We start from the raw sequence: 25617 nt of genomic DNA, 5'->3' as shown, positions 1-25617 counted from the left end.
AGTGTCTCATGAGTGTGGAAAACCCCCAGTCGCAAGGGATGTCCTACGCCCAAGCCGGTGTCGATATTGAAGCAGGCGATAAAGCCGTTGAACTTTTCGCGCCGCTCGCCAAGAAAGCCACCCGGCCCGAGGTACGCGGCGGGCTAGGCGGCTTTGCCGGCCTTTTCGCTCTCGGCACCCACTACAAGGAGCCGCTGCTGGCAGCTTCCTCTGATGGTGTTGGTACCAAGATTGATATTGCCCGCCAGATGGAGATCTACCACACGGTGGGTCTTGACCTTGTCGCCATGGTCGTGGACGATCTGGTGGTGTGCGGTGCGGAACCACTCTTCCTACAGGACTACATCTCCATTGGCCATGTGGTGCCGGAGAAGGTCGCCAAGCTGGTAGAGGGTATTGCTGAAGGCTGTGTGCGGTGCGGCTGCGCCCTGCTGGGTGGGGAAACCGCCGAGCATCCCGGCCTGATGGCTCCCGATGAGTTCGACCTCGCGGCTACTGGCGTGGGTGTGGTGGAAGCCGCTGACGTGCTGGGGCCGGAGCGGGTAAAGGCCGGCGACGTCTGCATCGCCATGGCGTCCTCGGGTCTGCACTCGAATGGCTACTCGCTGGCCCGCAAGGTGCTGCTGGATATGGCCGGCCTGCCCCTGGACGCCCAGGTTGAAGAGTTTGGCCGTACGGTGGGTGAAGAGCTGTTGGAGCCCACCCACATTTATGCCAAGGACTGCCTGGCGGTGATGGCGGAAGCTCAGGTTCACACGTTCTGCCACGTCACTGGAGGCGGTCTGGCCGGTAACCTGGCGCGCGTCATCCCGGATGGCCTCACTGTCGATCTGGACCGCGCCACCTGGAACCCGGGTGCGGTATTCCGTGTCATCCAGAAGGAAGGCCGGGTGGAGCGCGCAGACATGGAGCAGACCTTTAATATGGGTGTGGGCATGGTTGCTGTGGTGGCGCCGGAGGATGTGGACAGGGCAATGGCCGTGCTGACTGCCCGCCATATTGATTCGTGGGTGCTGGGCGAGGTCCGTGTGGCTGAGGATGCCAGTGCGCCGCGCGCCACTCTGCGCGGTAACCATCCGCGTTTCTAGGTGTACTTGCCGCCGGCTACTTGTCATCGAGGAGTGTGACGGGTTCGGTTGGACTGCGGCGAGCACTCCTAGGAACCGCCGGTAACCGTGCGAGAAACAAACGTGAAGGAGCTCCGTCTGTAAGGGCGGAGCTCCTTTGTTGTGGTCTGTAGGAGTAGGAGGGAGCGGGTGTGCCGCTGACAAAGGGTAGGGGGTACCGTCATCGGTCTAAGGAAGTGAGGTTATGGTGAGGCTACTCATCACCGAAGAAGGATGGAGTGGAAAAACATTCAGCGCGTGGGCTGGTCACTGCCAATCTGCGTATTTCTTGTACTGATCGTCGTCACCGTCATCGGTATCGTCGTCGTACTCGTCCGCCCACTTATCGACGTAGCGATCGTCATCCCCAGAGGAGCCTGACAGCTCACGCTGAAGGCTTTCAAAATCTGTCTCAGGAGAGTTGTACTTCAACTGGCGAGCAACTTTTGCCTGCTTCGCCTTGGCACGGCCGCGGCCCATGGCCTGACCCCCTTGAAATGTGGATGGCTCTCACTGATGTGAGTCACCGAATGCTTTAAGTATGTTCCTGGCAACTAGGATACCGGTTTTCCCTCCAAAATTCCTTTTTCGCGTTACAAGTTCCTATTCCGTGCCGAAGATCGGAAGTTTTTTACCGCGTCTCGGCCTGCGCGGTGCTCGACGGGATGAACCGAAAGCTCGCCGACGATTGCGGCACTACCTGCGCCTTCATCTGTTTTCCAGGTGAGCTCAGTGGTGTCGTCCACCGTGCGGCGGACAAGTGCCAACGCCATGGGGCCGTATTCCCAGTGATCCACCACCGTGCCAATGCGCCCGGTAACCTTCTTCTGCTCGGGATCTGCGTAGAGGGCTGTGCCGGGGGTTGGGCGTAGTTCGGAGGACCCATCGAGGAGGAGGACCACCTGGCGTCGGGGTGGAAGGCCCACATTGTGGATCTTGGCGACAGTTTCTTGCCCGCGGTAGCACCCTTTGGTGACGGAGGCAGCGGCACCGGTGGCCGGATCGCCGACGGAGTCATATTCGTGGGGGAGGGAACGCTCATCCACATCAGTGGTGATTTCTGGCAGTCCGGCGGCGCAGCGGAGCGCATCCCAGGTCCAGCTGCCGGTGGCAGTGAGCCCAGTGGCCAATAGTGCGTCAATTGTCTGCGGAAGGTCCGCGGTGGGAGGGATGAAGAGCAGCGTGAGGGGGAGTCCGCGGGGAGAGCCGCCCGCTGCCACAAGGTGGTTGTGGTCGATAATCTCGGCAACTGGTGTGGAGAGGGGAGGACGGGGTGTTGCGGGGAAGTTCTCTGTTGTGTCCGCAGTGTCCGTAGCCTCTGTTGTGTGTTCTGCTGTGAAGGGGCCGAGGATGGCGGCGACGGTGTGGTCGGTGGCAGTGACGGAGACGCGCGACCAGAACACCATACTGGTGAGGTAGTCGAGGAGGCTGTGTTGGTGGCTGCGGGGGGTGGCGAGGAGGTAACCGTCACTGGTGCGAGCTACCCAGCATTCTTCAAGGATGTGTCCGTGGGCGTCGAGGACGTGCGCGCGGCGCAATTCACTGCGAGTGGTGGAGTCGGCGGGCATGTCGAGGACTTTTTGAGAGAGGAGGGAGTGTAGCCAGCTGGGGGAGTCTTCTCCGCTGATGCTGAGAACGGCGAGGTGACGGAAGTCGACAAGGGCACCGTTGTGTTGGGCGGCGCGTTGCTCGGTGAAGGGGTCTCTGCAGTGCCAGGTTGGGTTCTGTGCGGGAGCGGGGGCAGAAACCGCGTGGGGGAACTGGTAGCTGGTAGTCATAGGGAAAGTGTAGCGAGACTGTCGGTGTGTGTCAGGAGGGCGTATTGTGCACCGCCAAAAGCCAAGGAATTCAGGATAAATCCGGGATAAAAACAGGAGCACCCCCGTTTGGGGGTAAAGCATTCCGTCTGTAATAGTGTCAAAAAATACGATTAGCCTGAGTTATCAATTGTGACGTACGCCACTATAAATGCCGGTCACGAAAGTGCTACAGCGATTCGGAAAAAGAAATCCGTTTCAAAACGAACACTTAATGACAAATAATGAGACAGTCTGTCGCATTCAGGTTCATTTCAGCTGGCAGGCCTGTTAAGTTTAGCCTAGGCCCGAAATGTTTCGGGATCGCCGCAATGGCTTAAACGCCTAGCAAACGGAGTCGCTTCAATGGATGTATTAGACCTTTCCCGGTGGCAATTCGGGATCACCACGGTCTATCACTTCATCTTCGTGCCATTGACGCTGGGCCTCACGGTCCTCGTTGCCATCATGCAGTCCATGTGGATGGGTACGAAGAAGGAGGGGTGGTACCGCGCTACCAAGTTCTTCGGCAAGTTGATGATCATCAACTTTGCCCTCGGTGTCGCAACCGGCATCGTGCAGGAGTTCCAGTTCGGTATGAACTGGTCCGGATACTCCGCCTACGTCGGTGACGTATTCGGCGCACCGCTCGCCTTCGAAGGCCTCATGGCCTTCTTCCTCGAGTCCACCTTCCTCGGGCTCTGGATCTTCGGCTGGGGCCGTCTGCCCCGCAAGGCCCACCTCGCATCTGCCTGGGCCTTCGCACTAGCAACCAACATCTCCGCCTTCTGGATCATCACCGCTAACGGATTCATGCAGCACCCCGTCGGTGCCAAGTTCAATCCAGAAACGGGCCGTGCAGAACTCGTTGACTTTGGTGCCTTGCTCGGCAACCCCGCCAGTCTGCTGGCCTTCAGCCACGTCATCTCCGCCTCTTTCCTCCTCTCCGCCACGTTCATCGCCGGCATCGCCGGCTGGTGGATGTCCCGCATCGTGCGCAACCGCACCCTGCCGGCTGAATTCGAGAAGGAAGATATCGGCGAGCACACTGTGGACGATGCTGAAAACGTCTTCCGTCCGGTCTTCCGCCTCGGCCTCCTGGTGATGATCATCTCCGGCCTGCTCGTTATGGTCACTGGCCACGTGCAGATGCAGTGGGTCTTCAGCGATCAGCCGATGAAGGGCGCTGCCGCCGAGCTGGTCTGCAAGACCGAGATGGACCCGAACTTCTCCGTCATCACCTCAGCCCCGGACAACAAGTGTGACAATGCCAAGGAAGTCCTTGGTGCCCCGCACGTACTGTCCCTGCTTCTCGAATGGAAGCCGACCGGCGTCAAGGTGGAAGGTGTAGAAAACCTTCAGAAGCAGTACGAAGACATCTACGGTCCCGGTAATTACCGCCCGAACCTCCTCGTCACCTACTGGACCTTCCGCCTCATGATCGCGATGGGCCTCCTCAGCGCCATTCTCGCCATCGTGGGCCTGGTCGTCACCCGCAAGGGGAAGATCCCGACCAGCAAGCACTTCGGTCGCTTCGCGGTCTTCTGCCTGCCCTTCCCGTTCATTGGCCACTCTCTCGGCTGGATCATGACGGAAATGGGCCGCCAGCCCTGGATCGTGCACCCGAACCCCTCAGGTGACCCGCGCATCCACCTGACGGTCGCAGAAGCCGTCTCGCCGCTGGAGCCCTACGAGGTGTGGATCTCGGTGATTGGCTTCACCCTGGTCTACCTCATCCTCGCCGTCGTCTGGTTCTACCTCATGCGCCGCTACACCATGGAAGGTCTGCTGGAGCACGACAAGAAACCCTTGCCCGAATTCAAGGATGAGGACAAGGACGGCTACCCCGACCACGCTCAAGACGAGAACGGGGACCCCACCCCGCTCTCCTTCGCCTACTAAGAGGAGGTTACTGACATGGGTTTGCAAATCACCTGGTTTGTTCTGGTCGCAGTCCTCTTCCTCGGCTACTTTGTGCTGGAAGGCTTCGACTTCGGTGTCGGCATTCTGTCCCCCTTCGTCTCTCGCCACGATAATCCCGATGTGCAAGAGAAGAAGCGCCGCGTTGTCCTGAATACCATCGGCCCCCACTGGGACGGTAACGAAGTGTGGCTGCTCACCGGTGGTGGCGCTCTCTTCGCCTCCTTCCCGCAGTGGTACGCCACCATGTTCAGCGGCTTCTATCTCGCCCTGTTCCTCATCCTCCTTGCCCTCATCTGGCGCAACGTCTCCATCGAGTTCCGCGGCAAGATCGAGACCAAGGGATGGCGCAAGGCCTGGGATATCGGATTCTTCGTTGGCTCCCTGCTGCCGGCGCTTCTCTGGGGTGTGGCCTTCGCCAACATCGTCCAGGGTGTCGACATTGACGCCAACAAGAACATTCTCACCCCGCTGTGGGGCCTGCTGAACCCCTACGGCCTGCTCGGCGGCCTGGCCACCCTGCTCCTGTTCACCCTCCACGGAGGCGTCTTCATGGCCCTCAAGACCGACGGCATCGTTCGCGAGTCCGCTCTTAAGGCAGTTCGCTACGTCGCCATCCCCACTATCATCGTGGTGGCAGCCTTCGGCCTGTGGACTCAACTGGCACACGGAAAGGGCTGGACGTGGGCTGCCCTCGTCATTGCCGCCCTCGCCTTGATTGCCGCCGTCGCCCTGGCATGGCTCGAAAAGGAAGCAGCCGCCTTTGGCCTCATGTGCCTCACCATTGCCGGTGTGGTTTTGCTGCTGTTCGGTGCCCTCTACCCGTACCTCATGCCGAGCACTCTGGAAGGTGGCTTCTCGCTGACCATCTTCAACTCCTCGTCCACTCAATACACCCTGAAGGTGATGACCATCGCCGCGGGTGTGATGACGCCGATTGTCCTCGCTTACCAGGCCTGGACCTTCTGGGTCTTCCGTAAGCGACTGACCACGGCTCTTATCCCCGATGGACTCGGCTTGGAGCCGGCTTCCTAAGACAAAATTAGGTAGCCTTTAGTTCGTGAAGAACAACAAAGAACGCCGACAACCGCCAATTGATCCGCGACTGTGGAAAGCTTCTCGAAGCGCCCGCAGTTACCTGGTTCTCTCGGTAGTTGTCGGCGTTCTTATCGCCGCCCAAATGATCGTTGTCGCCTGGTGCATCGCTACCATTACCAGCGGCATTATTACCGACCCCAGCACCCGCCACCTCAGCGCGTGGACACTGGAACTCAGCCTCCTCGCCGGCATGATCGTGCTGCGCGCCCTCACCGGTTGGGTACAAGACCGCTTCGCCCACCGGTCAGCCGGCCGTGTCGTCCTCGACCTGCGCCTTGCTCTCCTTCGCGCCGCCCGCCGCACTAACCCGCGCGTGCTGGCCGCGAACCGAGATGAACTCCGCACCGTCGCCACCTCGGGGCTGGACGGGCTCCCCGCCTACCTCATCAGTTACATCCCCGCCCTCATGCTGGCGGCCACCGTCAGCCCCCTCACCTGGGTGGCAATCCTCTGGGCGGATCGGCTTTCCGCCATTATCATCGCCCTCACTATTCCGCTCATTCCCCTCTTCATGATCCTGGTCGGCATGCTCACCGAAGAGCGCACCCGCCGTCACCTCAACTCCATGAAGACTCTTGCCAGCACCCTCCTCGACTTGGTAGCCGGTCTTCCCACCCTCATCTCCCTCGGCCGCGAAAAAGTCCCCGCCCGGACCGTTCGCACAGTAGGAGAAGAACACTTCGCCGCCAGCATGGCCTCGCTGCGCATCGCGTTCCTCTCCAGCGCCGTACTGGAGCTTCTCTCCACCCTCTGCGTCGCTCTCGTAGCCGTCGAACTGGGCTTCCGCCTCATGGGCTACACCGGCCAAGTTCCTCTCTTCAACGCCATTTTCGTCCTCATTCTGGTGGCAGACGTCTACAAGCCACTCCGCACCGTCGGGTCAAAATTCCACGACTCCGAAGATGGCCAACATGCCGCCGACCGCGCTTTCACCGCCCTCGCTCTGGCCGAGGAGCTCTCCCACCGCCAGCCAGAGACTGATACCGCCTGCACTCTTACCCCTGCCAGCCGCATCGCTGTCACCGGCCTCACCATTGACTCGCGCGGCGCCTACGCCCCCTACCAGCTCTCCTTCACCGCTGAACCCGGACAGATCACCGTCCTCACCGGTGCGAACGGTGTGGGCAAGTCTACGAGCTTCCTCAGTATCCTTGGTATGCCCGGTATGCTCCCCGGAGATCCCGGTGTCCAAGGTGACATCACCGTTGATGGCCACCCCGTTGCCAGCATTCCCACCGCACAACTGTGGGACCACGTCAGCTGGCTACCGCAACGTGCTGCCCTCATTGCCGGCACCGTACTCGACAACCTCGGTGTCCCCACCACCGCTGGCGGCACTAGCGTCAGTGACACTGGTCCGTCCCAACAACTCGACATGGCAGCTATCGCCGACGCAGCCCACCAAACGGGCTTCGACCTTGTGCTCGACCAGCTCCCAAACGGCTACGACACGTGGCTCGGATCCGGCGGCCTCGGACTCAGCCTCGGGCAGCGCCAGCGTCTCGCTCTCACCCGCACTCTCGCTGATACCACACGCCACGTGCTACTCCTCGACGAACCCACCGCCCACCTTGATGGGGAGGCAGAAGCACGCGTGATTGCGCGTCTCCGCGAGCGGGCCGCCACTGGAGACACTATCCTCATCGTCGGTCACCGGGACAAACTTCTCCAGGCAGCAGACAAGGTCGTGCAGGTCGCACGGCTGGACAAGGATACTGAGGAGAGCGGAGAAAGATCACACGTCTCTGCCCTAGCTCCCACATCTGAGGAGGTTGACCAGTGAACGAACTTCGCTTCGCTTTCGATCTACTCCGCATGAATAAGTGGCGGATAGCCCTCGCTGTCCTCATGGGCAGTCTTACCCTCCTGGCAGCCCTCAGCCTGGCCGGCCTGTCTGCCTGGCTCATTGCACGTACCTGGCAGAAACCATTGGTCGCTGCCATTACTGTCTCGGTGACCTGTGTGCGCGCACTCGGCGTGTCCCGCGGTCTCTTCCGCTACCTGGATCGCCTGGCCTCCCACAAAGTTGCATTGGGCGGGCTGGTCAACGCCCGCGAAACTATCTACCAGCGGCTCGCCGCTGGCGACCCCACCGTGGTGCTGCGGATGCGCAAGGGGGATTTCCTCGCCCGCCTCGGCTCCGATGTAGATGACGTGGGAGACCTTATCGTGCGCGCCATCATTCCCGCCTGCGTAGCCCTCGTGCTGGATGTCATTGCGGTGGTGTGGATGTTCCTCCTCTCCCCATGGGCCGGGCTCGTGCTAGCCGTCACCCTCCTCCTGGCCGGTGTACTGGTTCCATGGCTGTCTGCCCGCTCCTACACTGCCGCCGAGGAAGCCCGCGCGGAGGCCGAACACGACCTTTACTCGGATGTCGTCACCGTCATGGACCATGCCCCCGAGCTGGCTGTGGCGGGGCGTCTCGACACAGTCATCGATTCCGCTGATCGTGCCGGACAACGCAGTCTGCGGGAAGAAGACCGTAGCGCGGTCCCCAACGCGATTGCCTCGGCTATCGGGCCAGTTGCCACCTGGCTGACTGTACTGGCCTGTCTGATGATCGGCATCATCCTCTACGCCCAGAATGGGGCGGGGGTTATCTTCGCCGAGACAACTGCCATGCAACCCACCACCCTGCTGGTGATGGCGCTCCTTCCGCTCGCTGCTTTTGAAGCCTCCGACCAGTTGCCGGCTGCCGCACAACAGTATGTGCAGTCGCGCGCGTCGCTCCGCCGACTCCGCGAACTCCTCACCCCACCCCGCACGGCCGAGGGAACTTCGGTGCCAGCAGACGTACCGGCGGGTACCCCGGCAGTTCAGGTGGAGAACCTGGTGGCTGGCTGGGACGCTGCACACCCCCTCAATGAGCCGCTCAGTGTGCAGCTGCAGCCCGGCCAACGAGTGGTTATCGTGGGCCCCTCCGGTATTGGAAAAACCACCCTGCTCTCCACCATGGCTGGCTTGCTTCCGGCTCTCAACGGATCGACCCGTATCCATGGTGTGGATGTGGCCACAGCGGAAGAGACCAGCCTGCGCGCCGCTGTGGGGGTGTTCCCCGAGGATGCCCACCTGTTCGACACGACGGTGTTGGAGAACCTGCATGTGGTGACAGGTGACCTGACGGAGGACGAGGCCGTGGCTGCCCTCCAGAAAGTGGGCTTGGGCGAGTGGCTCGAGCACCTTCCCGCGGGAGTGCACACCCAGCTGGTGGGTGGTGCGGAAGCGGTTTCTGGTGGTGAACGCCGCCGCATCCTGCTGGCACGCGCCTTGGTGTCGCAGCGCTCAGTGGTGTTCCTCGACGAGCCTACCGAGCACATGGACGCGGTGGACGTGACCGCCATGATGCAGCGAATTTTGGCGGCAGATGATATCTTCACCCCCGACCAAGCGGTGGTGGTGGTGACGCATGTGCTGCCGGCTCAGCTACCGGAGGGTGTGCAGGTAATGAATGTGGAGCCGACACCTGAGCGCCGGCTCCTCTCCGTCTAACCCGCTCAGCTGGTGCTAGCCGACAACACGGTGAAGACGTGCGGACATGCGTGGCACATACTCGTTGCTCACTTCGCGCTCTTCGACCCATCCCAGGTCTGTGCCTTCGACGAGACCATAAAGACGTTTGCTGCGGCCCAGATCCTGGCCGGTGGGGGAGGCAAGGGACACATCGGTTGTCAGTTCCCAAGCCCGCTCATTCAGCGGCTTCCCCAGGTAGAGTTCGGAGAGTCCGGTGCTGGTGCACACCAGTAGCTCAATCTCATCGGTGGGGCTAATGCGCCAGAAGCCGGTCTCGCGCACATCCGGGTTGGTGACGGAGCCGTCCCCGTCCAGTCGCCAGGTGCGAGAATCCCAGCACAGGTAGTTTTCGCCGTTGTGGGAGACAATGAGCTGCTGTCCAAAGGCGAAGTCCCCTTGCTCGTTCTTGGCTTCTTCTTCGCTGGGGGTGGTTTCGGGGTAGTTCCCAACGCCTTCCCCCCGCCAGACGCCCACCAGGGGGAGGAGGGCCAGCAGGCCTTCGTGAATGTCCGGCCCGTAGCGCAGGTTGGCGGTGTCGTCGGCAATGGGCAGGCCTTCGAGGGCGGGGATGTTGAGGCCGGAGGTAGCGGCGGCAACTTCCTCCGCTTTAGTGATGGCTTCGTTGCCGGTGAGGGGTGCGTCGTCGCGAGGGGTAGTGGTGTCAGTCATGATGGTGATGAGTCCTAGTAGTTTCGTCGGTTAGTGCGGCGCTGGTGCCGGCTGGAGCGACTGTCTCGGGTACGGAGGGAACGGCGCACTGTTCCATTGTCCTCGGCGTCTACCGGGGTGTCGCTGCGGAAAAGGGCGGTGTCGGCGGTCTCGCTGTCGAGAGGGTCATCGTCCGGTGCGTCTACGGGGATGCGGCGAAAGTTGTAGATCAGTACGGCCATCATCCCGACCGCCTGGGCTAGGGCGACCAGGATGAGGACAATCTGCATTGCCGTCACCATCGTCACATCCTTTCTGACGCGCGGGGTGGGGGAGTTACGTCGTTACTGTGGGGCGAACTTGAAGTAGTTGGTGAGGTTTTCCCACCGCGCCTGAGTTGAGGTACCTCCAGGATACCGGGCGGTGTCTGTTCCGGTGATGGGGGACTGGGCGGTTGGTCCCACAATGACAAGGTTTCCGGCTTGCGCGAAAGCCAACTGGGGGACGATTCCGAGGGGGAGTGAGGGGACCCGTAAGCTTAACGAGAGCCGCTTAAATACCTGTTGGGTGAGAGAGTCGTTGACAGAGCACTTGTCTGGTTTGAGCCGTTGTGACGTGTCGACGAACTTTTCCAGATTTTCTGGGTCAATTTCCAGTCGCTTCCCTTCCTTCCAGAAGAAGACGTGGGCGCGCACTGCCACCAACACCGGGTGGGGGCCGTCGCTGCCGCAGGGGAGCTGGAGGGTGCCGGTGAGGAGTGCTTTGTCCTCTCCAGTGCCGGCGGGGGAGGCATTGTCGGCGGCCTGGAATTGGAGGTCACTTATGCCCGAGTATTCGGCCAAGGCGCTGCCGGAAATGTAGACGCGTCCTGTCCCTTCCCCAAAGCTGAAGTCGCGTAACCGCCCGGCGAACAGATCGTGCTGGTCGAAGCGCAGGTTAGAGTATTCCACTTGGACGTTAGCGCGAGGGATATCGGGGGAGGCGTGGGGCTCGTCATTGAGGTTGACGAGAAGCCCGCCCGTGCGCCCGGCAGGAAGTTTGACGAGGTTGGGGAAAGATTTGATGGCCACCTCTGGGCGGGTGTGGATACGCGGGTTGGTGAGGATGGCGTTGGCGAACATTTTCTCCGCAGAGGAGGAGATGGCGATCTCTACGATTCCCAGCAGTACCACCACGATGGCCAGTCCGGCCAGACACTTCATCACCGTCGTTTTCCACGTGCGCATACTCCTATTGTGGACTATCGGTTCTCTGCTTACTAACAACTATGGCCATGTGGTTGGGTAGAATAGGCTGTAATTAATGAGCCTGCCCTGGCTGTTCTGCTCCGGTAGCTGATGCGTCAACCCGGCAGGTGCCCTGAAGGGAGAGCCTATGCGTATTCTCGTGCTTAGCCACGAGACGGATGTCGCGTCCGTAGTGCCGGCTCTCGGACTGCTACCCCATACTGTGGTGATGCGTCCCAAAGATCTTCGCGTCCTCGTCGACGAAGAAGAGCGTGACGTCGTGTTGGTGGACGCTCGTAGCGAACTGGCAGAAACTCGCTCCTTGTGCCGCTCCCTTGCCGCCACCTGCGACCAGCCCGTCATCCCCGTGCTTACCGAAGGTGGCCTCATTGCTTTGAGCCCAGACTGGAAAGTAGCGGACTTGCTCCTCACCACTACCGGTCCAGCGGAGTTGGAGGCCCGCCTCAGAATGGTGGTCGCGCGCCTACAGGAGGCGGAAGAAAGGTTGGATGACGGCATCATCACACTCGGTGATCTTGTTATTGACGAAAATACCTACGTGGCGCGCCTCAAGGGGCGTTCCCTCGACCTGGCGTACAAGGAATTCGAGCTCCTGAAATTCCTGTGCCAGCATGCGGGGCGAGTTTTTAGCCGTGCCCAGCTCCTCCAAGAAGTGTGGGGCTATGACTTCTTCGGTGGTACTCGCACCGTGGATGTACATGTGCGCCGTCTGCGCGCCAAGCTCGGCCCGGAGTACGAGTCTCTCATTACAACAGTGCGCAACGTAGGCTACAAAGCGGTGGCACCCTCCGCGAGCAGGAAATCGGAGAGTGCTATGGACATCACCTCACGCGAAGGATAACTCTGTGCCAGAACTACACTGCGAGATCGATTTTCCCGCTCAACTGCGGGCGCAAGCCGAGATCGTATGTGCGGCTGCCCTGTCCCACGACGGCGTTGAACCGCTCTCAGAACAGGCCGCTGCCCTCATTTGGGCGGATCCCTCCGCTACCCTCCTCCACGCCTGGGTAACCGACGATGGGCGTCTGGTGGGCTACGGGAACGTCGATGCGCGCCGGATCCCTACCATCGAATGTGTTGTGCACCCCACCGCCCGAAACCAAGGGTCGGGCGAGAAGCTTCTGCGGGCACTTCTCGATGCTGCCCTCCGCATCAGCCCCAGCGATACCGACACCAGTACCGCCAGTACGGACGGTGACGAGTCCCTCGACCAACGTCCCATGGTGTGGTCGCATGGGGACCTACCTGCCTCCCGGCACCTGGCGGAACGCCTTGATCTCGAGAGGTCCCGGGGACTCCTGCGGATGAGCTGTCCCGCCGACAGCCTCATCGTCAACCTGCCGGACCTCGCCACCGGTATCGACATCATCTCCCTGGCCGAAGCTGATGCCCGCTTTGGACAGGACACCATTGATGCAGAGATGCTGCACGTCAACAATGCTGCTTTCTCTTGGCATCCCGAGCAGAGCGGCTGGACCGTTGACGATATCCTCTCCCATCGGGAGGAACCTTGGTTCGCCTCGGAGGAGTGCTTCGTCGCCCTCGTCACCGACGACACTGCCTACCACCGTTCCCAGCCACAGGTGGCAGGCTTCGTGTGGACCAAGCTCCACGGTGTCACTGACACCACTCCCGCCGGGACCGCCGGGGAACTGTACCTCGTCGGCGTCGACCCGGAGATTCAGGGCAAGCGTATTGGCACCGTCCTCACTTCGCTTGCGTTACGCCGGCTGGCGGCGCGAGGGGTACCAGAGCTCATCCTCTACGTGGAGGGTGACAATGCCGCCGCCTTGAAGGTGTATGAGCGGAATGGGTTTACCGTGGCACGCTGCGATGTGGCGTACCGCTGTGATGCGGACGATCCCTCTCTCCTCTCCGCCAGATAGGCACTCTACCTCGGCTTATTTCATCAATTGTTTACCCAGCCAAGGAGGTGCTCGTTCCTTGCCTATCGGTACCGTGAACGGTGTATGGACACGCTAGACGACACTGCTTTCCGCCCCCGGCGCACCGGAGCGCGCATTGCCATGACACTGCTGGCTCTCGGGACAACCAGTGCTGTGCTCACCGCCTGCGGAGGCAACCCGGATAACACGCGCGGCACCCTGACCGGGGAAGGTGCCACCTCGCAACAAAACGCCATCAACCTGTTCGCCGACGTGCTTATTCGAGAACATGGCATCAACCTTGCCTACAATGCCACAGGTTCAGGCGCAGGCGTCCAGAAATTCCTAGAAAGCGTCGTCGTTTTCGGCGGCTCCGACTCTCCCCTCGATGAGGATGAAGCCCAGCGTTCTCTCAAACGCTGCAAGGGACATCCCGCCTGGCACCTCCCCCTCGTCATCAGCCCCGTCGCCATCGCCTACAACCTTCCAGGTGTAGATGGCCTTGCCCTCACTCCCGACGCTCTCGCCCTCATTTTCAACGGCGGGATCACCACGTGGAACGACCCCCGCCTCCAGAAGCTCAACCCGGGCAAGAATCTTCCTGAGGAGCACATCTCTGTCATCTTCCGCTCGGACAAATCCGGCACCACCGACAACGTGCAGAAATTCCTCACATACACCGCGCCCAAGAGCTGGAAATCGCACGCCACCGGTAAAGTCTGGCAGGGGGTCGGAAACGGCGCCCAGGGCTCCGCCGGTGTCGCCGGGGACGTTATGGGCAACAAGTACGCTATCACCTATGTGGAGGGCGGATACGCTGCCAAAATGCAGAAGGCCCGCCTGGACTTCGGCTCTGGCCCCGTTGCCATGACAGACCAGTCCGCCGGCCGCGCCCTTGACCACATTCGCTTCCGCGACAAGAGTTTCGACCGCGTTGTCGACACTAAGCACCTGTACACGCTGAACAAGCCGGGTGCCTACCCCTTCCTCCTCACCACCTACGAGATCTTCTGCTCCGCCGGGTACTCCCCAGCAGACCGGGGCCTCCTGCAGACCTTCCTCCACAGTGCCCTCACCGAAGGCCAAAAAGTGGTCAGCACCCACGGATACATCCCGTTGCCCCCCAGCTACCAGAAGAAACTCATGGCCACAGTAGAGGCGGCTAACAAATGAGTGGAGGCACACAAGCACAGGACAAAGTCTTCGCAGGAGCGATGAAGGGCTCCGGCATCTTCATCGTCGTCGTGATCGCCTCCATCGGCATCTTCCTCCTGTGGAACGCCATCCCCGCCCTGCAGCACAACACCGTCAACTTCTTCACCTACAACGGCCCCTGGTCCACCGACGACCCAGACGCCATGAAGTTCGGTATCTCCAACCTCTTCTGGACCACTCTCGTGGTGTCGCTGGTAGCGCTCCTCCTTGCCCTCCCCATCTCACTGGGAATCTCGCTCTTCCTCAGCCAATACTGCCCCGCCAAGCTCAAAGGCCCGCTGGTCTACACCGTGGACCTCCTCGCAGCAGTGCCCTCCATCGTCTACGGTATCTGGGGAGCCGGTGTTCTCGGCCCCTTCCTCGGACCCGCCTTCCAATGGATCTCCGACACCATCGGTGCCGTCATCCCCTTCCTCCGCTCCGAACCGAGCGACCCGCCGCTCGGCACTGCCCGCACAGTCCTCACCGGTGCCGTGGTGCTGGCCATAATGATCCTTCCCATCATCACCTCCACCGCCCGCGAAGTCTTCAACCAAACCCCCAAAGGGCAGATCGAAGCCGCCCTTGGCCTCGGTGCCACCCGCTGGGAGATGATCAAACTCTCCGTCCTCCCCTTCGGTAAATCCGGGCTGATCTCCGGCGCTATGCTGGGCCTCGGTCGCGCACTCGGGGAGACGATGGCACTCTTCATGGTGATCGCCGGCGGTACCTTCGCAGGCTCCCTCTTCGACTCCGGCACTACCTTCGCCACCTTGATCGCCCAGTCCGCCGCTGAGTTCAAAGACCCACTCTCCACCGGCGCCTACATCGCCGCCGGCCTAGTGCTCTTCGTCCTCACCTTCATCGTCAACAGCATCGCCCGCGGCGTGCTCGCACGGAAGGGGAAGTAAATGTCACATGTAGCAGCTGACGGCATCGTTCGCGACGAAGATTCCTTCACTCCCTGCACTAACCCACGCAACCCCAGCACCCCACTAAAGAGCGTCGGTTTCGAACCGCTGGCCACCCGCCGCAAGGTGTCCAACCACGTCGCCACCGTGCTTATCTGGGCCTGTCTCATCCTGGCCCTCATCCCCCTCATCTGGGTACTCGCCACTGTCATTATCAAGGGAGCGCCTGCCATCGCCAGCCTTGTCTGGTGGAATAACGGCGACCTCGGCTATGCCCCCGGTGACAAAGGCGTCGGACATGCCATCGCCGGCACCCTCCTGCAGGTTGCCATGTGTACCCTAGTATCCGTTCCCATCGGCCTCGCCATCGGCATCTACCTGGTGGAATACGGGCAAGGCAAGGCACTCGGCCGGGTCACTACCTTCATGGTGGACATCCTCTCCGGTGTCCCCTCCATCGTCGCCGCACTCTTCATCTACACCGTGTGGATGAGTATCTTCGGCTTCGATCGTTCCGGTTTCGCCGTCACCCTCGCCCTCATCCTGCTGATGATCCCCGTCATCGTCCGCAACACAGAAGAGATGCTGAAAGTAGTGCCGCAGGATCTCCGCGAAGCCGCCTACGCACTAGGCGTGCCTAAGTGGAAAACCATTATGAAGATCGTACTGCCCACCGCCGCCTCCGGCATCGCCTCCGGCGTCATGCTGGCAATTGCTCGCGTCATGGGTGAATCCGCACCCGTCATCATCCTGGTGGGCTCCACCCGCGCCTTCAACTACGACCTGTTCCATGGTCCGCAGAGCTCACTGACGCTCTACATGTACGATGCCTTCCGCGTCACCCCCGATTACGCGGACTCCGCCGACCTGTGGGGAAGCGCTCTCACCCTTGTCATCCTCATCGCGATCCTCAATATCTTGGCACGCGTCATTGCCAAGGCGATCGCCCCGAAGAACGTCTAGCCGGAAGAAAGAGTAAGAATTAGCCATGGCAAAACGACTCGACATGAAAGACGTAAATATCTACTACGGCAAGTTTCACGCCGTGAAAGATATTTCCCTCTCAGTCGCACCTCGCTCGGTGATGGCCTTTATCGGACCCTCCGGCTGCGGTAAATCCACCGTCCTGCGCACTCTTAACCGCATGCACGAAGTTACCCCCGGCGCCTACTGCACCGGCGAGGTCCTCCTCGATGGCCAAAACATCTACGGCCCCCAGGTTGACCCCGTTTCTCTCCGCTGCACCATCGGCATGGTCTTCCAACGCCCCAACCCATTCCCCACCATGTCCATCGAGGACAACGTCGTCGCCGGCCTGAAGCTGCAACGCCGCATCTCCAAGCAGGAAAAGCAGGAGGTGGTGGAGCGCTCCCTGCGCGCCGCCAACCTTTGGGATGAGGTCAAAGACCGCCTCACTATTCCCGGCGGTTCCCTCTCTGGTGGACAGCAGCAACGACTGTGCATCGCCCGTGCCATTGCCGTCGAACCCGAGGTACTGCTGATGGACGAGCCGTGCTCCGCCCTTGACCCCATCTCCACCCTGGCCGTCGAAGACCTCATGGGCCAGCTCAAGGAGAACTACACCATCGTCATCGTCACCCACAATATGCAGCAGGCGGCCCGCGTCTCCGACGACACTGCCTTCTTCAACCTGGAAGAAACCGGGAAGCCTGGTCAGCTGGTGGAAGTGGGCCCCACTAACAAGATCTTCTCCAACCCCGACAACAAGGCCACAGAGGACTACATCTCCGGCCGCTTCGGCTAACCCCCGCGAGGCGCAGTGAGCACACAAGAGGCCCGCACTTCCGTAAGGGAGGTGCGGGCCATATGTCACTTCAACGCCAAGTACACGAGGGCGGGAGCAACTCTGTAGGCAGTTACCCGTATGAGGTTTCCAGCCCACTTGCAGCACGGTTTAGTCGTGCTCTGCCGCCTCCTGGGTAGCTTCCGCCAACTCATCCAGCTCCGGGTCCTCGCCGGTCACCAGATAGATGACGCGTTGCGCGGCATCAACGGCGTAGTCGCCAAACCGCTCCAGGTAGTGAGCGAGCAGTGCCAGGTCGGCAGCCTGTCGAGGGCTGAAGGTACAGCTGGGGGTACGCACCAGGGCGAGGGCAGCTTCCCGGTAGTCATGCATGCGCAGGTGTCGTTCACTCAACCAACGGGCGGTGACAATATCCAGCTCATCCAGCACCTGCACGGCGGTGTTGCCTTCGGCGGTCGCCAGCTTCGCCATGGACTCGATGAGGTCAATAGCTTCGTCGGGAACACAGCAGTCGGGGTGGTGGTCGCGGGCAAGGTCTGCAATGTGCAAGGCATGCATCGTCATGTGACGAGCGTCGTTCACGGAGTTCATCGCCGACACTACTTGACGGAGGTCACTCGCCACCGGGGCCTGGAGTGCCAGCAGGTCGAAGGAGAGAACCGCCATTTCGTGGGCGTCTACGCTGAGCTTGTCAGCACCACTAATGACATGTTCCGCAGCGGAGAGGTCGGCATTCAGTAGTGCGCTGGTAGCTAGCTGCAGGTTATGGGTGGCCTGTTGGAGAAGATCCTGCAAGCCGCTCTTCAGAGTCTCAAGCTGATGCTGATAAGCAGTACGCATGTGTCCATCATACGAAAAAGTGCAGGCTGGAAGCAGAGGAACAAGTTTAAGGTGCGGTGAATACTACAGGCGCGTTAACCGCCCGAATGTAGGTCGTGGTCATCTACCACCACACCCTCTTGCTCGGGGTCATCCAGCCACCCGTCCGGAAGCGTTACTTTTGCCGCCACTGAGCCTTGTCGGCCACGCGGCGCATCCGGATTCTCCGGCATCGCCGGGCTGTCGGCGAAGGGGGCGAGCAACTCTGTGATTTCCTCCACAGTGGAGACGCGTGACAGCTGCTGGCGTAGCTCACGACCTGCCGGGTAGCCGTGCAAATACCAGGCGATGTGTTTGCGCAGATCCCGGCAGCCCTTCAGCTCACCGTGGAATTCCGCCAACAGTTGCGCATGGCGCACCATAATTGCTGTTACTTCCCCCAATGTGGGTGGGGCCGAAATGGGGTCCCCTGCCAGAGCTTGGTGGATTTGGGCGAAGAGCCACGGACGTCCCAAGCATCCACGCCCCACGACTACCCCATCGCAGCCGGTCTGTTCCATCATCGCGGCGGCATCGGTCGCGGCAAAAATGTCCCCATTGCCCAGCACTGGGATAGAGGTGACGTGTTCTTTCAGAGTGGCGATAGTGTCCCAGTGGGCGTGGCCGGCGTAGCGTTCCGCTGCGGTCCGGCCATGGAGGGCGACGGCGGCCGCCCCCTCGTCTTCCGCAATTCGGCCTGCATCCAGGTAGGTGATGTGGTCGTCGTCAATACCCACCCGGAATTTCACGGTCACGGGGATATTTGTTCCGGCGGTCGCCCGGACGGCGGCACGCACAATGTCCAGGTAGAGGCGCCGCTTGTAGGGGAGGGCGGAGCCGCCGCCCCGGCGGGTGACCTTGGGGACGGGGCAGCCGAAGTTCATATCGATGTGGTCTGCCATGTCCCGGTCCACAATGAGGCGGGCCGCCCGGTAGGTCCACTCTGGGTCTACCGTGTAAAGCTGTACCGAGCGGGGGGTTTCGGTGGGCGCAAAGCGCATCATATCGAGGGTTGCGGGGTGTTCTTCGGCAAGGGCGCGGGCCGTCACCATCTCGCAAACATAAAGCCCGGAAACAGCTCCGACGCGGGCTAGTTCTTGTTCGCGGCAGAGGACCCGGAAGGCAGCGTTGGTAACCCCAGCCATCGGTGCGAGGACGACGGGGGAGGAGAGTTCCAGGGATCCAATGCGTAACACCTCTCCATTCCACCGTGAATCGGGCAGCTAGTGCAAATATCGTTTATTCTGAGCTCACCACTAGTGTGCTGCATCCTTGATGTAGCATCCCACCGAGAGCGACAGAGAGTGACCGAGCGGCCCCCTATACCCCCTTCCGAGATCAGCTACCTGCCGGCCTCCGCCGTACTCGATTTCATTCACCCGGGGGCCCGCATTCTGGTTCCCGCTGAAGCTGCGGAACCCGTCACCCTCTTGGATGCTATTGACGCAGCCGGCCCCACCTTGGAGGATGTGCAGATCCACTGGATGGATCCGTTCACCACCCGTCCATTTCAACAAGGGTCCTACCCGGGGCGGCTTACCCACGTGAACTACTTTTTGGGCTCGGGATCCCGCGACAGCTACCATGCGGGACATTCTGAACTGGTCTGCGCTGATTTTTCGCAGATTCCGGCGATTCTTCGTAGGCAGGTGAAGCCTACCTTGGCTATTTCCCACTGTTCCCTGCCCGATGCGGAAGGGTACGTGTCACTGGGGACGAACGCTGACTATGTGGCCTCTTTTATCGGCACTATCCCTTTTTTCCTGGAGGTTAACCCCCATGTGCCGTACACGTATGGGGCACACCGCCTCCATGTGAGCCAGGTGGCGGGTTTCTGCTATTCGGAGGCGCCGCTGCTCACTGTCACTCCGCCGCCGCTGAGCGCAATCGATGAGCGTATCGCTGAGTATGTGGCGGCGGACATCCCTGACCGTTCGTGTCTGCAAATTGGGGTGGGGCGGGTACCGAATGCGCTACTGGGGCATTTGGCGAACCATCGGGATCTGGGGTTGCACTCGGAGGCTATTAGTGACGGGGCCATGCAGCTCATTGAGGCGGGTGTCATTACGGGCTCTTACAAGCGCTGCCGTCCGGGTAAGCATGTGGCGACTTTTGCGGTGGGGTCGCCGGCGCTCATGAGCTGGCTGAACTACAACCCGACGGTGGAGTTTCTGTCGGTGGAAGAAACCAATAACCCGGCTGTCATTGCCCAGGAGCGGCGGGTGTGCGCAATTAACGCCACTAGCGAGGTGAACCTGTGGGGGGAGTGCTGTTCGGAGACTATCGAGGGACGCTACTTCTCGGCGGCGGGCGGCCAAGCGGACTTCTGTCTGGGCGCGTTGTGGTCTTCCGGGGGCCGCAGCTACATTGTCACTCCTTCTACTGGGCGGGGTGGCAAGAGCCGTATCGTGGTGCGGACGAGCCGCGGGAATATCGTCACGACCAGTAAGAATCTGGTGGATAACGTCGTGACGGAGTGGGGCGTTGCAAGGCTGCGGGGGCGTACGGTGACGGAGCGGGCGCGAGCGTTGATCGCAATCGCGCACCCTGACTGGCGGGAGCAGTTGGAGCGAGAAGCTTGGGAAGCAGGGATCCTGCGCGGCAGCAGTTAGGATGGTGGCATGAAGGCCATCGTTACTGTTACCGGAATTGACCATACTGGCATTGTTGCTGCCGTGGCCAACGCTCTTGCTGAACTTGACACCAATATTCTCAACATGTCGCAGACCCTTATGGATGAGTACTTCACCATGATCCTGCAGTGTGAGTTCGATGACACTGTGCAGCCCATTGGTACGTTGCAGGAACGTCTTTCTGTGGTGGGTGAGGAGCAGAAGCTGGATATTCGTATCCAGTCGGAGGCCATCTTCGACGCCATGCACCGGCTGTAGAAGGCGGATGTTGCGATGAGTATGGACACCACTGAGAATATTCTCGAAACGATTCGTATGATCGAGGAGCAAAACCTCGATATCCGTACTGTCACTATGGGTATCTCCCTGTTGGGATGCATTGATAGTGATGGGGAGCGTTGCCGTCAGAAGATCTATGACACTGTGACCACGCGTGCTGCTCGCCTGGTGGAGGTGTGTGAGCAGATTGAGCGGGAGTTGGGAATCCCGATTATTAACAAACGCATTTCCGTCACCCCGATTGCGTTGATTGCGGCAGCGAGTGGGGAGAGTGACTATGTGGAGTTCGCTCGGACGCTGGATAAAGCAGCGCATGCGGTGGGCGTGAACTTTATCGGCGGCTTCTCGGCACTTGTTGAAAAGGGTTCCACAACAGGGGATTTAGCTCTTATTAACTCAATTCCGCAGGCCTTGGCGGAAACGAGTCTGGTGTGCTCGTCGGTAAATATTGGCTCCACGCGGGCCGGAATCAACATGTCGGCGGTGGGCCGCATGGGCGAGGTTGTGAAACAGGCGGCTGAGTTGACAGCTGATCAGCAAGGGTTGGGCGCTGCCAAGCTAGTGGTATTTGCAAATGCAGTGGGGGACAACCCATTTATGGCCGGGGCCTTCCACGGTGTCGAAGAACCCGACTGTGTGGTGTCGGTGGGCGTATCCGGCCCCGGTGTCATTAAGCGCGCACTAGAGAACTTCCCCACGGCAAGCTTCGGTGCAGCCTCTGATGTCATCAAGAAAGCGGCCTTCAAAATAACCCGTGTGGGACAGCTGGTCGGCCGTATCGCTGCGGAGCGTCTTGGAGTGCCCTTTGGCATTGTCGACTTGTCCCTTGCCCCTACCGCCGCTGTGGGTGACTCTGTGGCTCGTATCCTGGAGGAACTGGGGCTGGAGCGGGTGGGTGCCCACGGCACCACTGCCGCCCTGGCGCTGCTCAATGATGCAGTGAAGAAGGGCGGCATGATGGCCTGCGGTCACGTGGGCGGCCTTTCTGGATCCTTTATTCCCGTCTCCGAGGACATTGGCATGATTGAGGCAGCAGAATTGGGTGCCATCGATCTGTCGAAGTTGGAAGCGATGACGGCCATTTGTTCGGTTGGCCTCGATATGGTGGCTGTTCCTGGCGATACTCCGGCAGCCAGCATTGCCGGCATGATCGCCGATGAGGCAGCCATTGGCATCATGAATTCGAAGACTACCGCGGTGCGCGTCATCCCGGTTCCGGGTATGCAGGTGGGGGACACGGTCGAGTTTGGCGGATTGTTGGGCCATGCTCCGATTATGGCGACGTCCCCGTATTCATCGGAGACGCTGATGGGCCGGGGCGGACGTCTACCTGCCCCGGTGCACGGGTTTAAGAATTAGACGCCATCCACGAAACCCATCTGGCGCCATGCCTCGAAGACGGCGATCGCGGCAGTGTTGGCTAAGTTCATAGAGCGTCGCCCCGGTAGCATCGGCACGCGTACCACTTCTGTAACGCGTGGGTCTGCGAGTTCGGCATCGGTGAGCCCGGTGGGTTCCGGTCCGAAGAGCAGGATGTCGCCGGGGCGATAGTCTATTTCTCCATAGTGGCGGGTGCCGCGGACGGAGAAGGCGAAGACGCGGCCGGGGGTGCGGCTGGCGGCGGCGGGCATTGCTTGGGCAGCGGGGGAGGAGGGGCCGCTGGTGAGGGCGGTGAGGGCGGTGTCGAGGTTCTGGTGGAGTACGACGTGCGCCATGTCGTGGTAGTCCAGGCCGGCACGCTGGAGGTTCTTATCGGAGAGGTCGAAGCCAAGGGGGCCGGCGAGGTGGAGTTCGCAGCCGGTGACGGCGGAGGTGCGGATGGCATTGCCAGTGTTGGGCGGAATGCAGGGGCGGGCGAAGAGGATGCGAATGTTGGCGCCGGGCATGTGTTTATTGTGCCATGTGGGGTTTGCGGAGGTGTAGTGGGGGTGATGACGGCAGAAAACGTCACCACACGATGTTTCCTTCCCGCAGGAACATGGAATACTAAGAACCGTGACTGCAGTTAAACTCGATGGACTTAAGTACCGCGACGAAATCTTCGCCGACCTCACTACCCGTGTAGCTGCCCTCCGAGAGAAGGGCATCGTTCCGGGCCTCGCCACTGTGCTCGTAGGCGACGACCCCGCCTCCCACTCCTACGTGCGCATGAAGCACCAGGACTGCGAGAAAATCGGCGTCCGCTCCATCCGCAAGGACCTGCCGGAGGACACCACCCAAGAAGAACTGGAAGCTGTCATCCAGGAACTTAATGAGAACCCGGACTGCACCGGCTACATTGTGCAGCTGCCGCTTCCCAAACACCTTGACGAGAACCGTATTCTCGGCCTCATCGACCCCGACAAAGACGCCGACGGCTTGCACCCTGTCAACCTCGGCAAGCTGGTCCTCATGGAACCCGCCCCGCTGCCCTGCACCCCCAACGGGTGTATCGGCCTGCTGCGCCGCTACGGCGTGGAACTCAACGGAGCTAAAGTCTGCGTCGTGGGACGTGGCGTCACCGTCGGCCGGCCCATTGGCCTTATGCTCACCCGCCGCAGCGAGAATGCCACCGTCACCCTCTGCCACACCGGCACCAAAGACCTGGCTGCAGAAACCCGTGACGCCGACATCGTCATCGCAGCAGCCGGCCAGCCGCACATGATCACCGCCGACATGATCAAAGAAGGCGCTGCCCTCCTCGACGTCGGTGTTTCCCGTGTGGACGGCAAACTGACCGGCGACCTCCACCCCGACGTGTGGGAGAAGGCCGGCTACGTGTCCCCCAACCCCGGTGGCGTGGGCCCCCTCACCCGTGCTTTCCTCGTCACCAATGTGGTGGAACGTTGCGAACGAATGGCTGCCTCTGAGTGACCGCCCCACAGCCGCCGCGCCGGCAACAGCAGGACCGCACCGCCGGGAGGAAACGCCCCTCCCGGCGGCACACCCCTGCCCCCACCCCCCGGAACCCGCACTTCCTCGACGACAAACCCCAGCTCGTCAACCCGGCATTTCCACCTGAACCCGCCCCCATGGGGCGAGTCGACGCCCCCGATGACGTCATCGAGAACGTCGACCTGGAACGCTACGGTGTCGCCGCCCGCGGCTGGAAGCCCTTCTGGGATTGGTGTGTGGGCATCTTCAAACACGAGCCTGCCTGGTGGCGCCGGCAGGTCGCCTTCTTCATTGTGGTGGCACTGCTCATCGTGTCAGCCGCATTCGTCCTGGCCGACCACTGGCGACGCGGCGTCACCGTGCTGGCCGGAACCGCACTACTGACAGCCGCTTTCCGCTCGTTCCTTCCCGCTGACTATGTGGAGATGCTGGAAGTACGCTCGCAGCGCTTCGACGTCATCTTCCTACTGGTGGTGGGGACGGCTCTACTCTTCCTCGTGATGACAGTTCCTGCTTGACCCCGCATAACCGCGTCTCATCTCGCATCGGTGAGACGCGCTGTCTCGCTGTCTCCCCCAACAATCCGGTGGGGTCGCAACAACCTGGAACAATCGCGGGGGTACAGGGCAGTCTCAGAAAACGAGGGGCTTCCCGTTAAATGTGAGGCTTCCCGTGTTTAGACGTGTACCTGCTCATCCGCCTCGGCCAGTGCCATGGTCTTACGCAGAATCTCCGCAGTCTGGTCGGCTTCAGCCAAGAACCCATCATGCCCCTTCTCAGAGGTGATGATGTCCACCCCATCACAGTAGGGGAGATACTCCGCAATCTCTTCAATCTGGCGCAGTGGATACAGACGGTCCGTATCGACCGCGCAGATCACCGCCGGAACCGTGCAATTCTCCAACACATGGTGGAGGCCGCCACGGTCGCGACCAATATCATGGCGGTTCAGTGCATCCGTCAACAGCACATAACAGCAGGCATCGAAGCGGGCGATGAGCTTAGACGCCTGATGGTCCAAGTAGCTCTGCACCGCATAGCGACCCTGCATACTGAGGTCCTCGCCAATGGGATCCTCCCCGGGGGCCGGACGGTTGCTGAAACGCCGATCCAACTCCTGCTCAGAGCGATAAGAGAGGTGGGCGATGCGCCGGGCAATCCCCAAACCCATAGTGGGTTCACGGCCAGTGCCATGGTAGCCACCCTGCTGCCAGGCAGGATCAGCGGTAATCGCGAGAATCTGGGTGGTTTGCCAGCCAATCTGGTCGGCGGAGGCGCGGGGCCCCACCGCCAACACTCCCGCGGCAGCCACCCGCTGCGGATACATCATCATCCATTCGAGGGCTCGTGCCCCACCCATGGATCCACCGATGACGGCGGCGAAACGCCGGATACCCAGCAGGTCCGCCAATTGTGCCTCAGCCCGCACCATGTCACGAATGGAGATGGCGGGGAAACGCGCACCCCAGTAGTGCCCATCCGGATGGAGTGAGGACGGGCCGGTGGTGCCGCGGCAACCGCCTAGCGTGTTGGTGCATATGACGAACCAGCGGTCAGTGTCGATAGGACAGCCCGGCCCCACCATGCCCGGCCACCAGCCGGGGGTGGGGTGGAGGGCGTCTTTAGGGCCAACGACATGCGAATCGCCCGTGAGAGCATGCTCGATGAGGACGACATTACTGGCGTCGGCGTTGAGGGTGCCCCAGCACTGTAGGGCGATGGTGACTTGGGGGAGCAGGACACCGGAGTCCAGCAACACATCGCCAATGCGAACATAGCCCAGGGTGCCGTCGGCGGGCGGCAATAGGGGGTGTGCGTGGGATGCCATTGTCTGTCCTCCTTTCGTGTGTCCTAACGGGGCGGCAGAAGCCAACCCGGGGTGTGTGGCCTTC

25 protein-coding genes are annotated in these 25617 nt (G+C 61.1%); 16 read left to right on the top strand and 9 right to left on the bottom strand.

The window, feature by feature from the left end; all coding sequences use genetic code 11:
• Window positions 1–8: 8 nt before the first annotated feature.
• Complete coding sequence (purM, locus tag Q0X28_RS00830; RefSeq protein ID WP_298575505.1) at window positions 9–1088, top strand: phosphoribosylformylglycinamidine cyclo-ligase; 1080 nt, start codon at window positions 9–11, stop codon at window positions 1086–1088.
• Window positions 1089–1373: 285 nt separating this feature from the next.
• Here purM and Q0X28_RS00825 read toward each other — a convergent pair whose 3' ends face one another.
• Together Q0X28_RS00825 and Q0X28_RS00820 are read right to left on the bottom strand one after the other, a co-directional pair.
• Window positions 1374–1586, bottom strand: a complete 213-nt coding sequence (locus tag Q0X28_RS00825; RefSeq protein WP_298575502.1) for a DUF3073 domain-containing protein — start codon at window positions 1584–1586, stop codon at window positions 1374–1376.
• 113 nt (window positions 1587–1699) lie between these two features.
• Complete coding sequence (locus Q0X28_RS00820; RefSeq protein WP_296238107.1) at window positions 1700–2884, bottom strand: folate-binding protein YgfZ; 1185 nt, start codon at window positions 2882–2884, stop codon at window positions 1700–1702.
• Window positions 2885–3268: 384 nt separating this feature from the next.
• On the opposite strand from Q0X28_RS00820, the gene Q0X28_RS00815 reads away from it, so the two are divergent.
• The 4 genes from Q0X28_RS00815 to cydC are packed head-to-tail and all read left to right on the top strand — an operon-like array spanning window position 3269 to window position 9409.
• Window positions 3269–4804: a cytochrome ubiquinol oxidase subunit I gene (locus Q0X28_RS00815; RefSeq protein ID WP_296238105.1), complete on the top strand. Its 1536-nt coding sequence runs from the start codon at window positions 3269–3271 to the stop codon at window positions 4802–4804.
• 15 nt (window positions 4805–4819) lie between these two features.
• Window positions 4820–5857, top strand: a complete 1038-nt coding sequence (gene cydB, locus Q0X28_RS00810) for a cytochrome d ubiquinol oxidase subunit II (RefSeq protein ID WP_296238102.1) — start codon at window positions 4820–4822, stop codon at window positions 5855–5857.
• 25 nt (window positions 5858–5882) lie between these two features.
• Window positions 5883–7703 (top strand): thiol reductant ABC exporter subunit CydD, encoded by a 1821-nt coding sequence (cydD, locus tag Q0X28_RS00805; protein ID WP_296238100.1) that lies wholly within the window; start codon window positions 5883–5885, stop codon window positions 7701–7703.
• Window positions 7700–9409, top strand: coding sequence for a thiol reductant ABC exporter subunit CydC (cydC, locus tag Q0X28_RS00800; protein WP_298575497.1), 1710 nt, complete (start codon window positions 7700–7702; stop codon window positions 9407–9409). The genes cydD and cydC overlap by 4 nt, the downstream gene beginning before the upstream one ends.
• A 15-nt stretch (window positions 9410–9424) precedes the next feature.
• On the opposite strand, the gene Q0X28_RS00795 is transcribed toward cydC, so the two are convergent.
• The 3 genes from Q0X28_RS00795 to Q0X28_RS00785 are packed head-to-tail and all read right to left on the bottom strand — an operon-like array spanning window position 9425 to window position 11304.
• The gene (locus tag Q0X28_RS00795; protein ID WP_296238096.1) at window positions 9425–10099 is read right to left on the bottom strand and encodes an FABP family protein; all 675 of its coding nucleotides are present in this window, start codon (window positions 10097–10099) and stop codon (window positions 9425–9427) included.
• A gap of 14 nt (window positions 10100–10113) precedes the next feature.
• The gene (locus tag Q0X28_RS00790) at window positions 10114–10380 is read right to left on the bottom strand and encodes a hypothetical protein (RefSeq protein ID WP_296238094.1); all 267 of its coding nucleotides are present in this window, start codon (window positions 10378–10380) and stop codon (window positions 10114–10116) included.
• Between the two features lie 42 nt (window positions 10381–10422).
• Window positions 10423–11304, bottom strand: coding sequence for a DUF2993 domain-containing protein (locus tag Q0X28_RS00785; protein ID WP_296238092.1), 882 nt, complete (start codon window positions 11302–11304; stop codon window positions 10423–10425).
• A gap of 148 nt (window positions 11305–11452) precedes the next feature.
• Here Q0X28_RS00785 and Q0X28_RS00780 point away from each other — a divergent pair, with 148 nt between their 5' ends.
• From Q0X28_RS00780 to pstB, 6 genes are all read left to right on the top strand, one after another.
• Window positions 11453–12166, top strand: coding sequence for a response regulator transcription factor (locus tag Q0X28_RS00780; protein ID WP_296238090.1), 714 nt, complete (start codon window positions 11453–11455; stop codon window positions 12164–12166).
• Between the two features lie 4 nt (window positions 12167–12170).
• Window positions 12171–13211 (top strand): mycothiol synthase, encoded by a 1041-nt coding sequence (gene mshD, locus Q0X28_RS00775; RefSeq protein WP_298575492.1) that lies wholly within the window; start codon window positions 12171–12173, stop codon window positions 13209–13211.
• 84 nt (window positions 13212–13295) lie between these two features.
• Window positions 13296–14384 (top strand): phosphate ABC transporter substrate-binding protein PstS, encoded by a 1089-nt coding sequence (gene pstS, locus Q0X28_RS00770; RefSeq protein ID WP_298575489.1) that lies wholly within the window; start codon window positions 13296–13298, stop codon window positions 14382–14384.
• Window positions 14381–15316: a phosphate ABC transporter permease subunit PstC gene (gene pstC, locus Q0X28_RS00765; RefSeq protein ID WP_296238085.1), complete on the top strand. Its 936-nt coding sequence runs from the start codon at window positions 14381–14383 to the stop codon at window positions 15314–15316. Before pstS ends, pstC begins: the two co-directional genes overlap by 4 nt.
• The gene (gene pstA / locus Q0X28_RS00760) at window positions 15317–16279 is read left to right on the top strand and encodes a phosphate ABC transporter permease PstA (RefSeq protein WP_296238082.1); all 963 of its coding nucleotides are present in this window, start codon (window positions 15317–15319) and stop codon (window positions 16277–16279) included.
• A 25-nt stretch (window positions 16280–16304) separates the two neighbouring features.
• Window positions 16305–17081, top strand: a complete 777-nt coding sequence (gene pstB / locus Q0X28_RS00755; RefSeq protein ID WP_296238079.1) for a phosphate ABC transporter ATP-binding protein PstB — start codon at window positions 16305–16307, stop codon at window positions 17079–17081.
• 150 nt (window positions 17082–17231) lie between these two features.
• Here the strand turns inward: pstB and Q0X28_RS00750 are convergent, their stop codons facing one another.
• Both Q0X28_RS00750 and dusB read right to left on the bottom strand, forming a co-directional pair.
• Window positions 17232–17921 (bottom strand): phosphate uptake regulator PhoU, encoded by a 690-nt coding sequence (locus Q0X28_RS00750; protein WP_296238077.1) that lies wholly within the window; start codon window positions 17919–17921, stop codon window positions 17232–17234.
• A gap of 74 nt (window positions 17922–17995) precedes the next feature.
• On the bottom strand, window positions 17996–19135 hold the full coding sequence (gene dusB / locus Q0X28_RS00745; RefSeq protein WP_296238075.1) for a tRNA dihydrouridine synthase DusB: 1140 nt from the start codon (window positions 19133–19135) through the stop codon (window positions 17996–17998).
• Window positions 19136–19243: 108 nt separating this feature from the next.
• On the opposite strand from dusB, the gene Q0X28_RS00740 reads away from it, so the two are divergent.
• The 3 genes from Q0X28_RS00740 to Q0X28_RS00730 are packed head-to-tail and all read left to right on the top strand — an operon-like array spanning window position 19244 to window position 22210.
• Entirely contained in the window at window positions 19244–20551 is a 1308-nt protein-coding gene (locus tag Q0X28_RS00740; protein ID WP_298575482.1) for an acetyl-CoA hydrolase/transferase family protein, read from the top strand.
• A 9-nt stretch (window positions 20552–20560) separates the two neighbouring features.
• Entirely contained in the window at window positions 20561–20830 is a 270-nt protein-coding gene (locus Q0X28_RS00735; protein ID WP_296238070.1) for an ACT domain-containing protein, read from the top strand.
• A 21-nt stretch (window positions 20831–20851) separates the two neighbouring features.
• On the top strand, window positions 20852–22210 hold the full coding sequence (locus Q0X28_RS00730) for a PFL family protein (protein WP_298575992.1): 1359 nt from the start codon (window positions 20852–20854) through the stop codon (window positions 22208–22210).
• Here Q0X28_RS00730 and Q0X28_RS00725 read toward each other — a convergent pair.
• On the bottom strand, window positions 22207–22737 hold the full coding sequence (locus Q0X28_RS00725; protein WP_296238068.1) for a tRNA (cytidine(34)-2'-O)-methyltransferase: 531 nt from the start codon (window positions 22735–22737) through the stop codon (window positions 22207–22209). The genes Q0X28_RS00730 and Q0X28_RS00725 overlap by 4 nt on opposite strands.
• Before the next feature lie 109 nt (window positions 22738–22846).
• Between Q0X28_RS00725 and Q0X28_RS00720 the strand changes: the two genes are divergently transcribed.
• Both Q0X28_RS00720 and Q0X28_RS00715 read left to right on the top strand, forming a co-directional pair.
• Window positions 22847–23704, top strand: coding sequence for a bifunctional methylenetetrahydrofolate dehydrogenase/methenyltetrahydrofolate cyclohydrolase (locus tag Q0X28_RS00720; RefSeq protein ID WP_296238067.1), 858 nt, complete (start codon window positions 22847–22849; stop codon window positions 23702–23704).
• Window positions 23701–24243, top strand: coding sequence for a DUF3017 domain-containing protein (locus Q0X28_RS00715; protein WP_296238065.1), 543 nt, complete (start codon window positions 23701–23703; stop codon window positions 24241–24243). The genes Q0X28_RS00720 and Q0X28_RS00715 overlap by 4 nt, the downstream gene beginning before the upstream one ends.
• Window positions 24244–24401: 158 nt before the next feature.
• On the opposite strand, the gene Q0X28_RS00710 is transcribed toward Q0X28_RS00715, so the two are convergent.
• Complete coding sequence (locus Q0X28_RS00710) at window positions 24402–25553, bottom strand: homoserine O-acetyltransferase (protein WP_298575477.1); 1152 nt, start codon at window positions 25551–25553, stop codon at window positions 24402–24404.
• Window positions 25554–25617 lie beyond the last annotated feature (64 nt).

Source organism: uncultured Lawsonella sp., assembly GCF_947252745.1.
Lineage (GTDB): Bacteria > Actinomycetota > Actinomycetes > Mycobacteriales > Mycobacteriaceae > Lawsonella.
The sequence above is the reverse complement of the archived record's forward strand: the minus strand, read 5'-3'. Positions and strand labels throughout refer to the sequence as shown.

Bases quoted from the DNA above. Each gene is read 5' to 3' on its own strand.
- purM (WP_298575505.1), top strand. From the start codon at position 9: ATGAGTGTGGAAAACCCCCAGTCGCAAGGGATGTCCTACGCCCAAGCC.
- Q0X28_RS00825 (WP_298575502.1), bottom strand. From the start codon at position 1,586: ATGGGCCGCGGCCGTGCCAAGGCGAAGCAGGCAAAAGTTGCTCGCCAG.
- Q0X28_RS00820 (WP_296238107.1), bottom strand. From the start codon at position 2,884: ATGACTACCAGCTACCAGTTCCCCCACGCGGTTTCTGCCCCCGCTCCC.
- Q0X28_RS00815 (WP_296238105.1), top strand. From the start codon at position 3,269: ATGGATGTATTAGACCTTTCCCGGTGGCAATTCGGGATCACCACGGTC.
- cydB (WP_296238102.1), top strand. From the start codon at position 4,820: ATGGGTTTGCAAATCACCTGGTTTGTTCTGGTCGCAGTCCTCTTCCTC.
- Q0X28_RS00795 (WP_296238096.1), bottom strand. From the start codon at position 10,099: ATGACTGACACCACTACCCCTCGCGACGACGCACCCCTCACCGGCAAC.
- Q0X28_RS00790 (WP_296238094.1), bottom strand. From the start codon at position 10,380: ATGGTGACGGCAATGCAGATTGTCCTCATCCTGGTCGCCCTAGCCCAG.
- Q0X28_RS00785 (WP_296238092.1), bottom strand. From the start codon at position 11,304: ATGCGCACGTGGAAAACGACGGTGATGAAGTGTCTGGCCGGACTGGCC.
- Q0X28_RS00780 (WP_296238090.1), top strand. From the start codon at position 11,453: ATGCGTATTCTCGTGCTTAGCCACGAGACGGATGTCGCGTCCGTAGTG.
- pstS (WP_298575489.1), top strand. From the start codon at position 13,296: ATGGACACGCTAGACGACACTGCTTTCCGCCCCCGGCGCACCGGAGCG.
- pstC (WP_296238085.1), top strand. From the start codon at position 14,381: ATGAGTGGAGGCACACAAGCACAGGACAAAGTCTTCGCAGGAGCGATG.
- pstA (WP_296238082.1), top strand. From the start codon at position 15,317: ATGTCACATGTAGCAGCTGACGGCATCGTTCGCGACGAAGATTCCTTC.
- pstB (WP_296238079.1), top strand. From the start codon at position 16,305: ATGGCAAAACGACTCGACATGAAAGACGTAAATATCTACTACGGCAAG.
- Q0X28_RS00750 (WP_296238077.1), bottom strand. From the start codon at position 17,921: ATGCGTACTGCTTATCAGCATCAGCTTGAGACTCTGAAGAGCGGCTTG.
- Q0X28_RS00735 (WP_296238070.1), top strand. From the start codon at position 20,561: ATGAAGGCCATCGTTACTGTTACCGGAATTGACCATACTGGCATTGTT.
- Q0X28_RS00730 (WP_298575992.1), top strand. From the start codon at position 20,852: ATGGACACCACTGAGAATATTCTCGAAACGATTCGTATGATCGAGGAG.
- Q0X28_RS00725 (WP_296238068.1), bottom strand. From the start codon at position 22,737: ATGCCCGGCGCCAACATTCGCATCCTCTTCGCCCGCCCCTGCATTCCG.
- Q0X28_RS00710 (WP_298575477.1), bottom strand. From the start codon at position 25,553: ATGGCATCCCACGCACACCCCCTATTGCCGCCCGCCGACGGCACCCTG.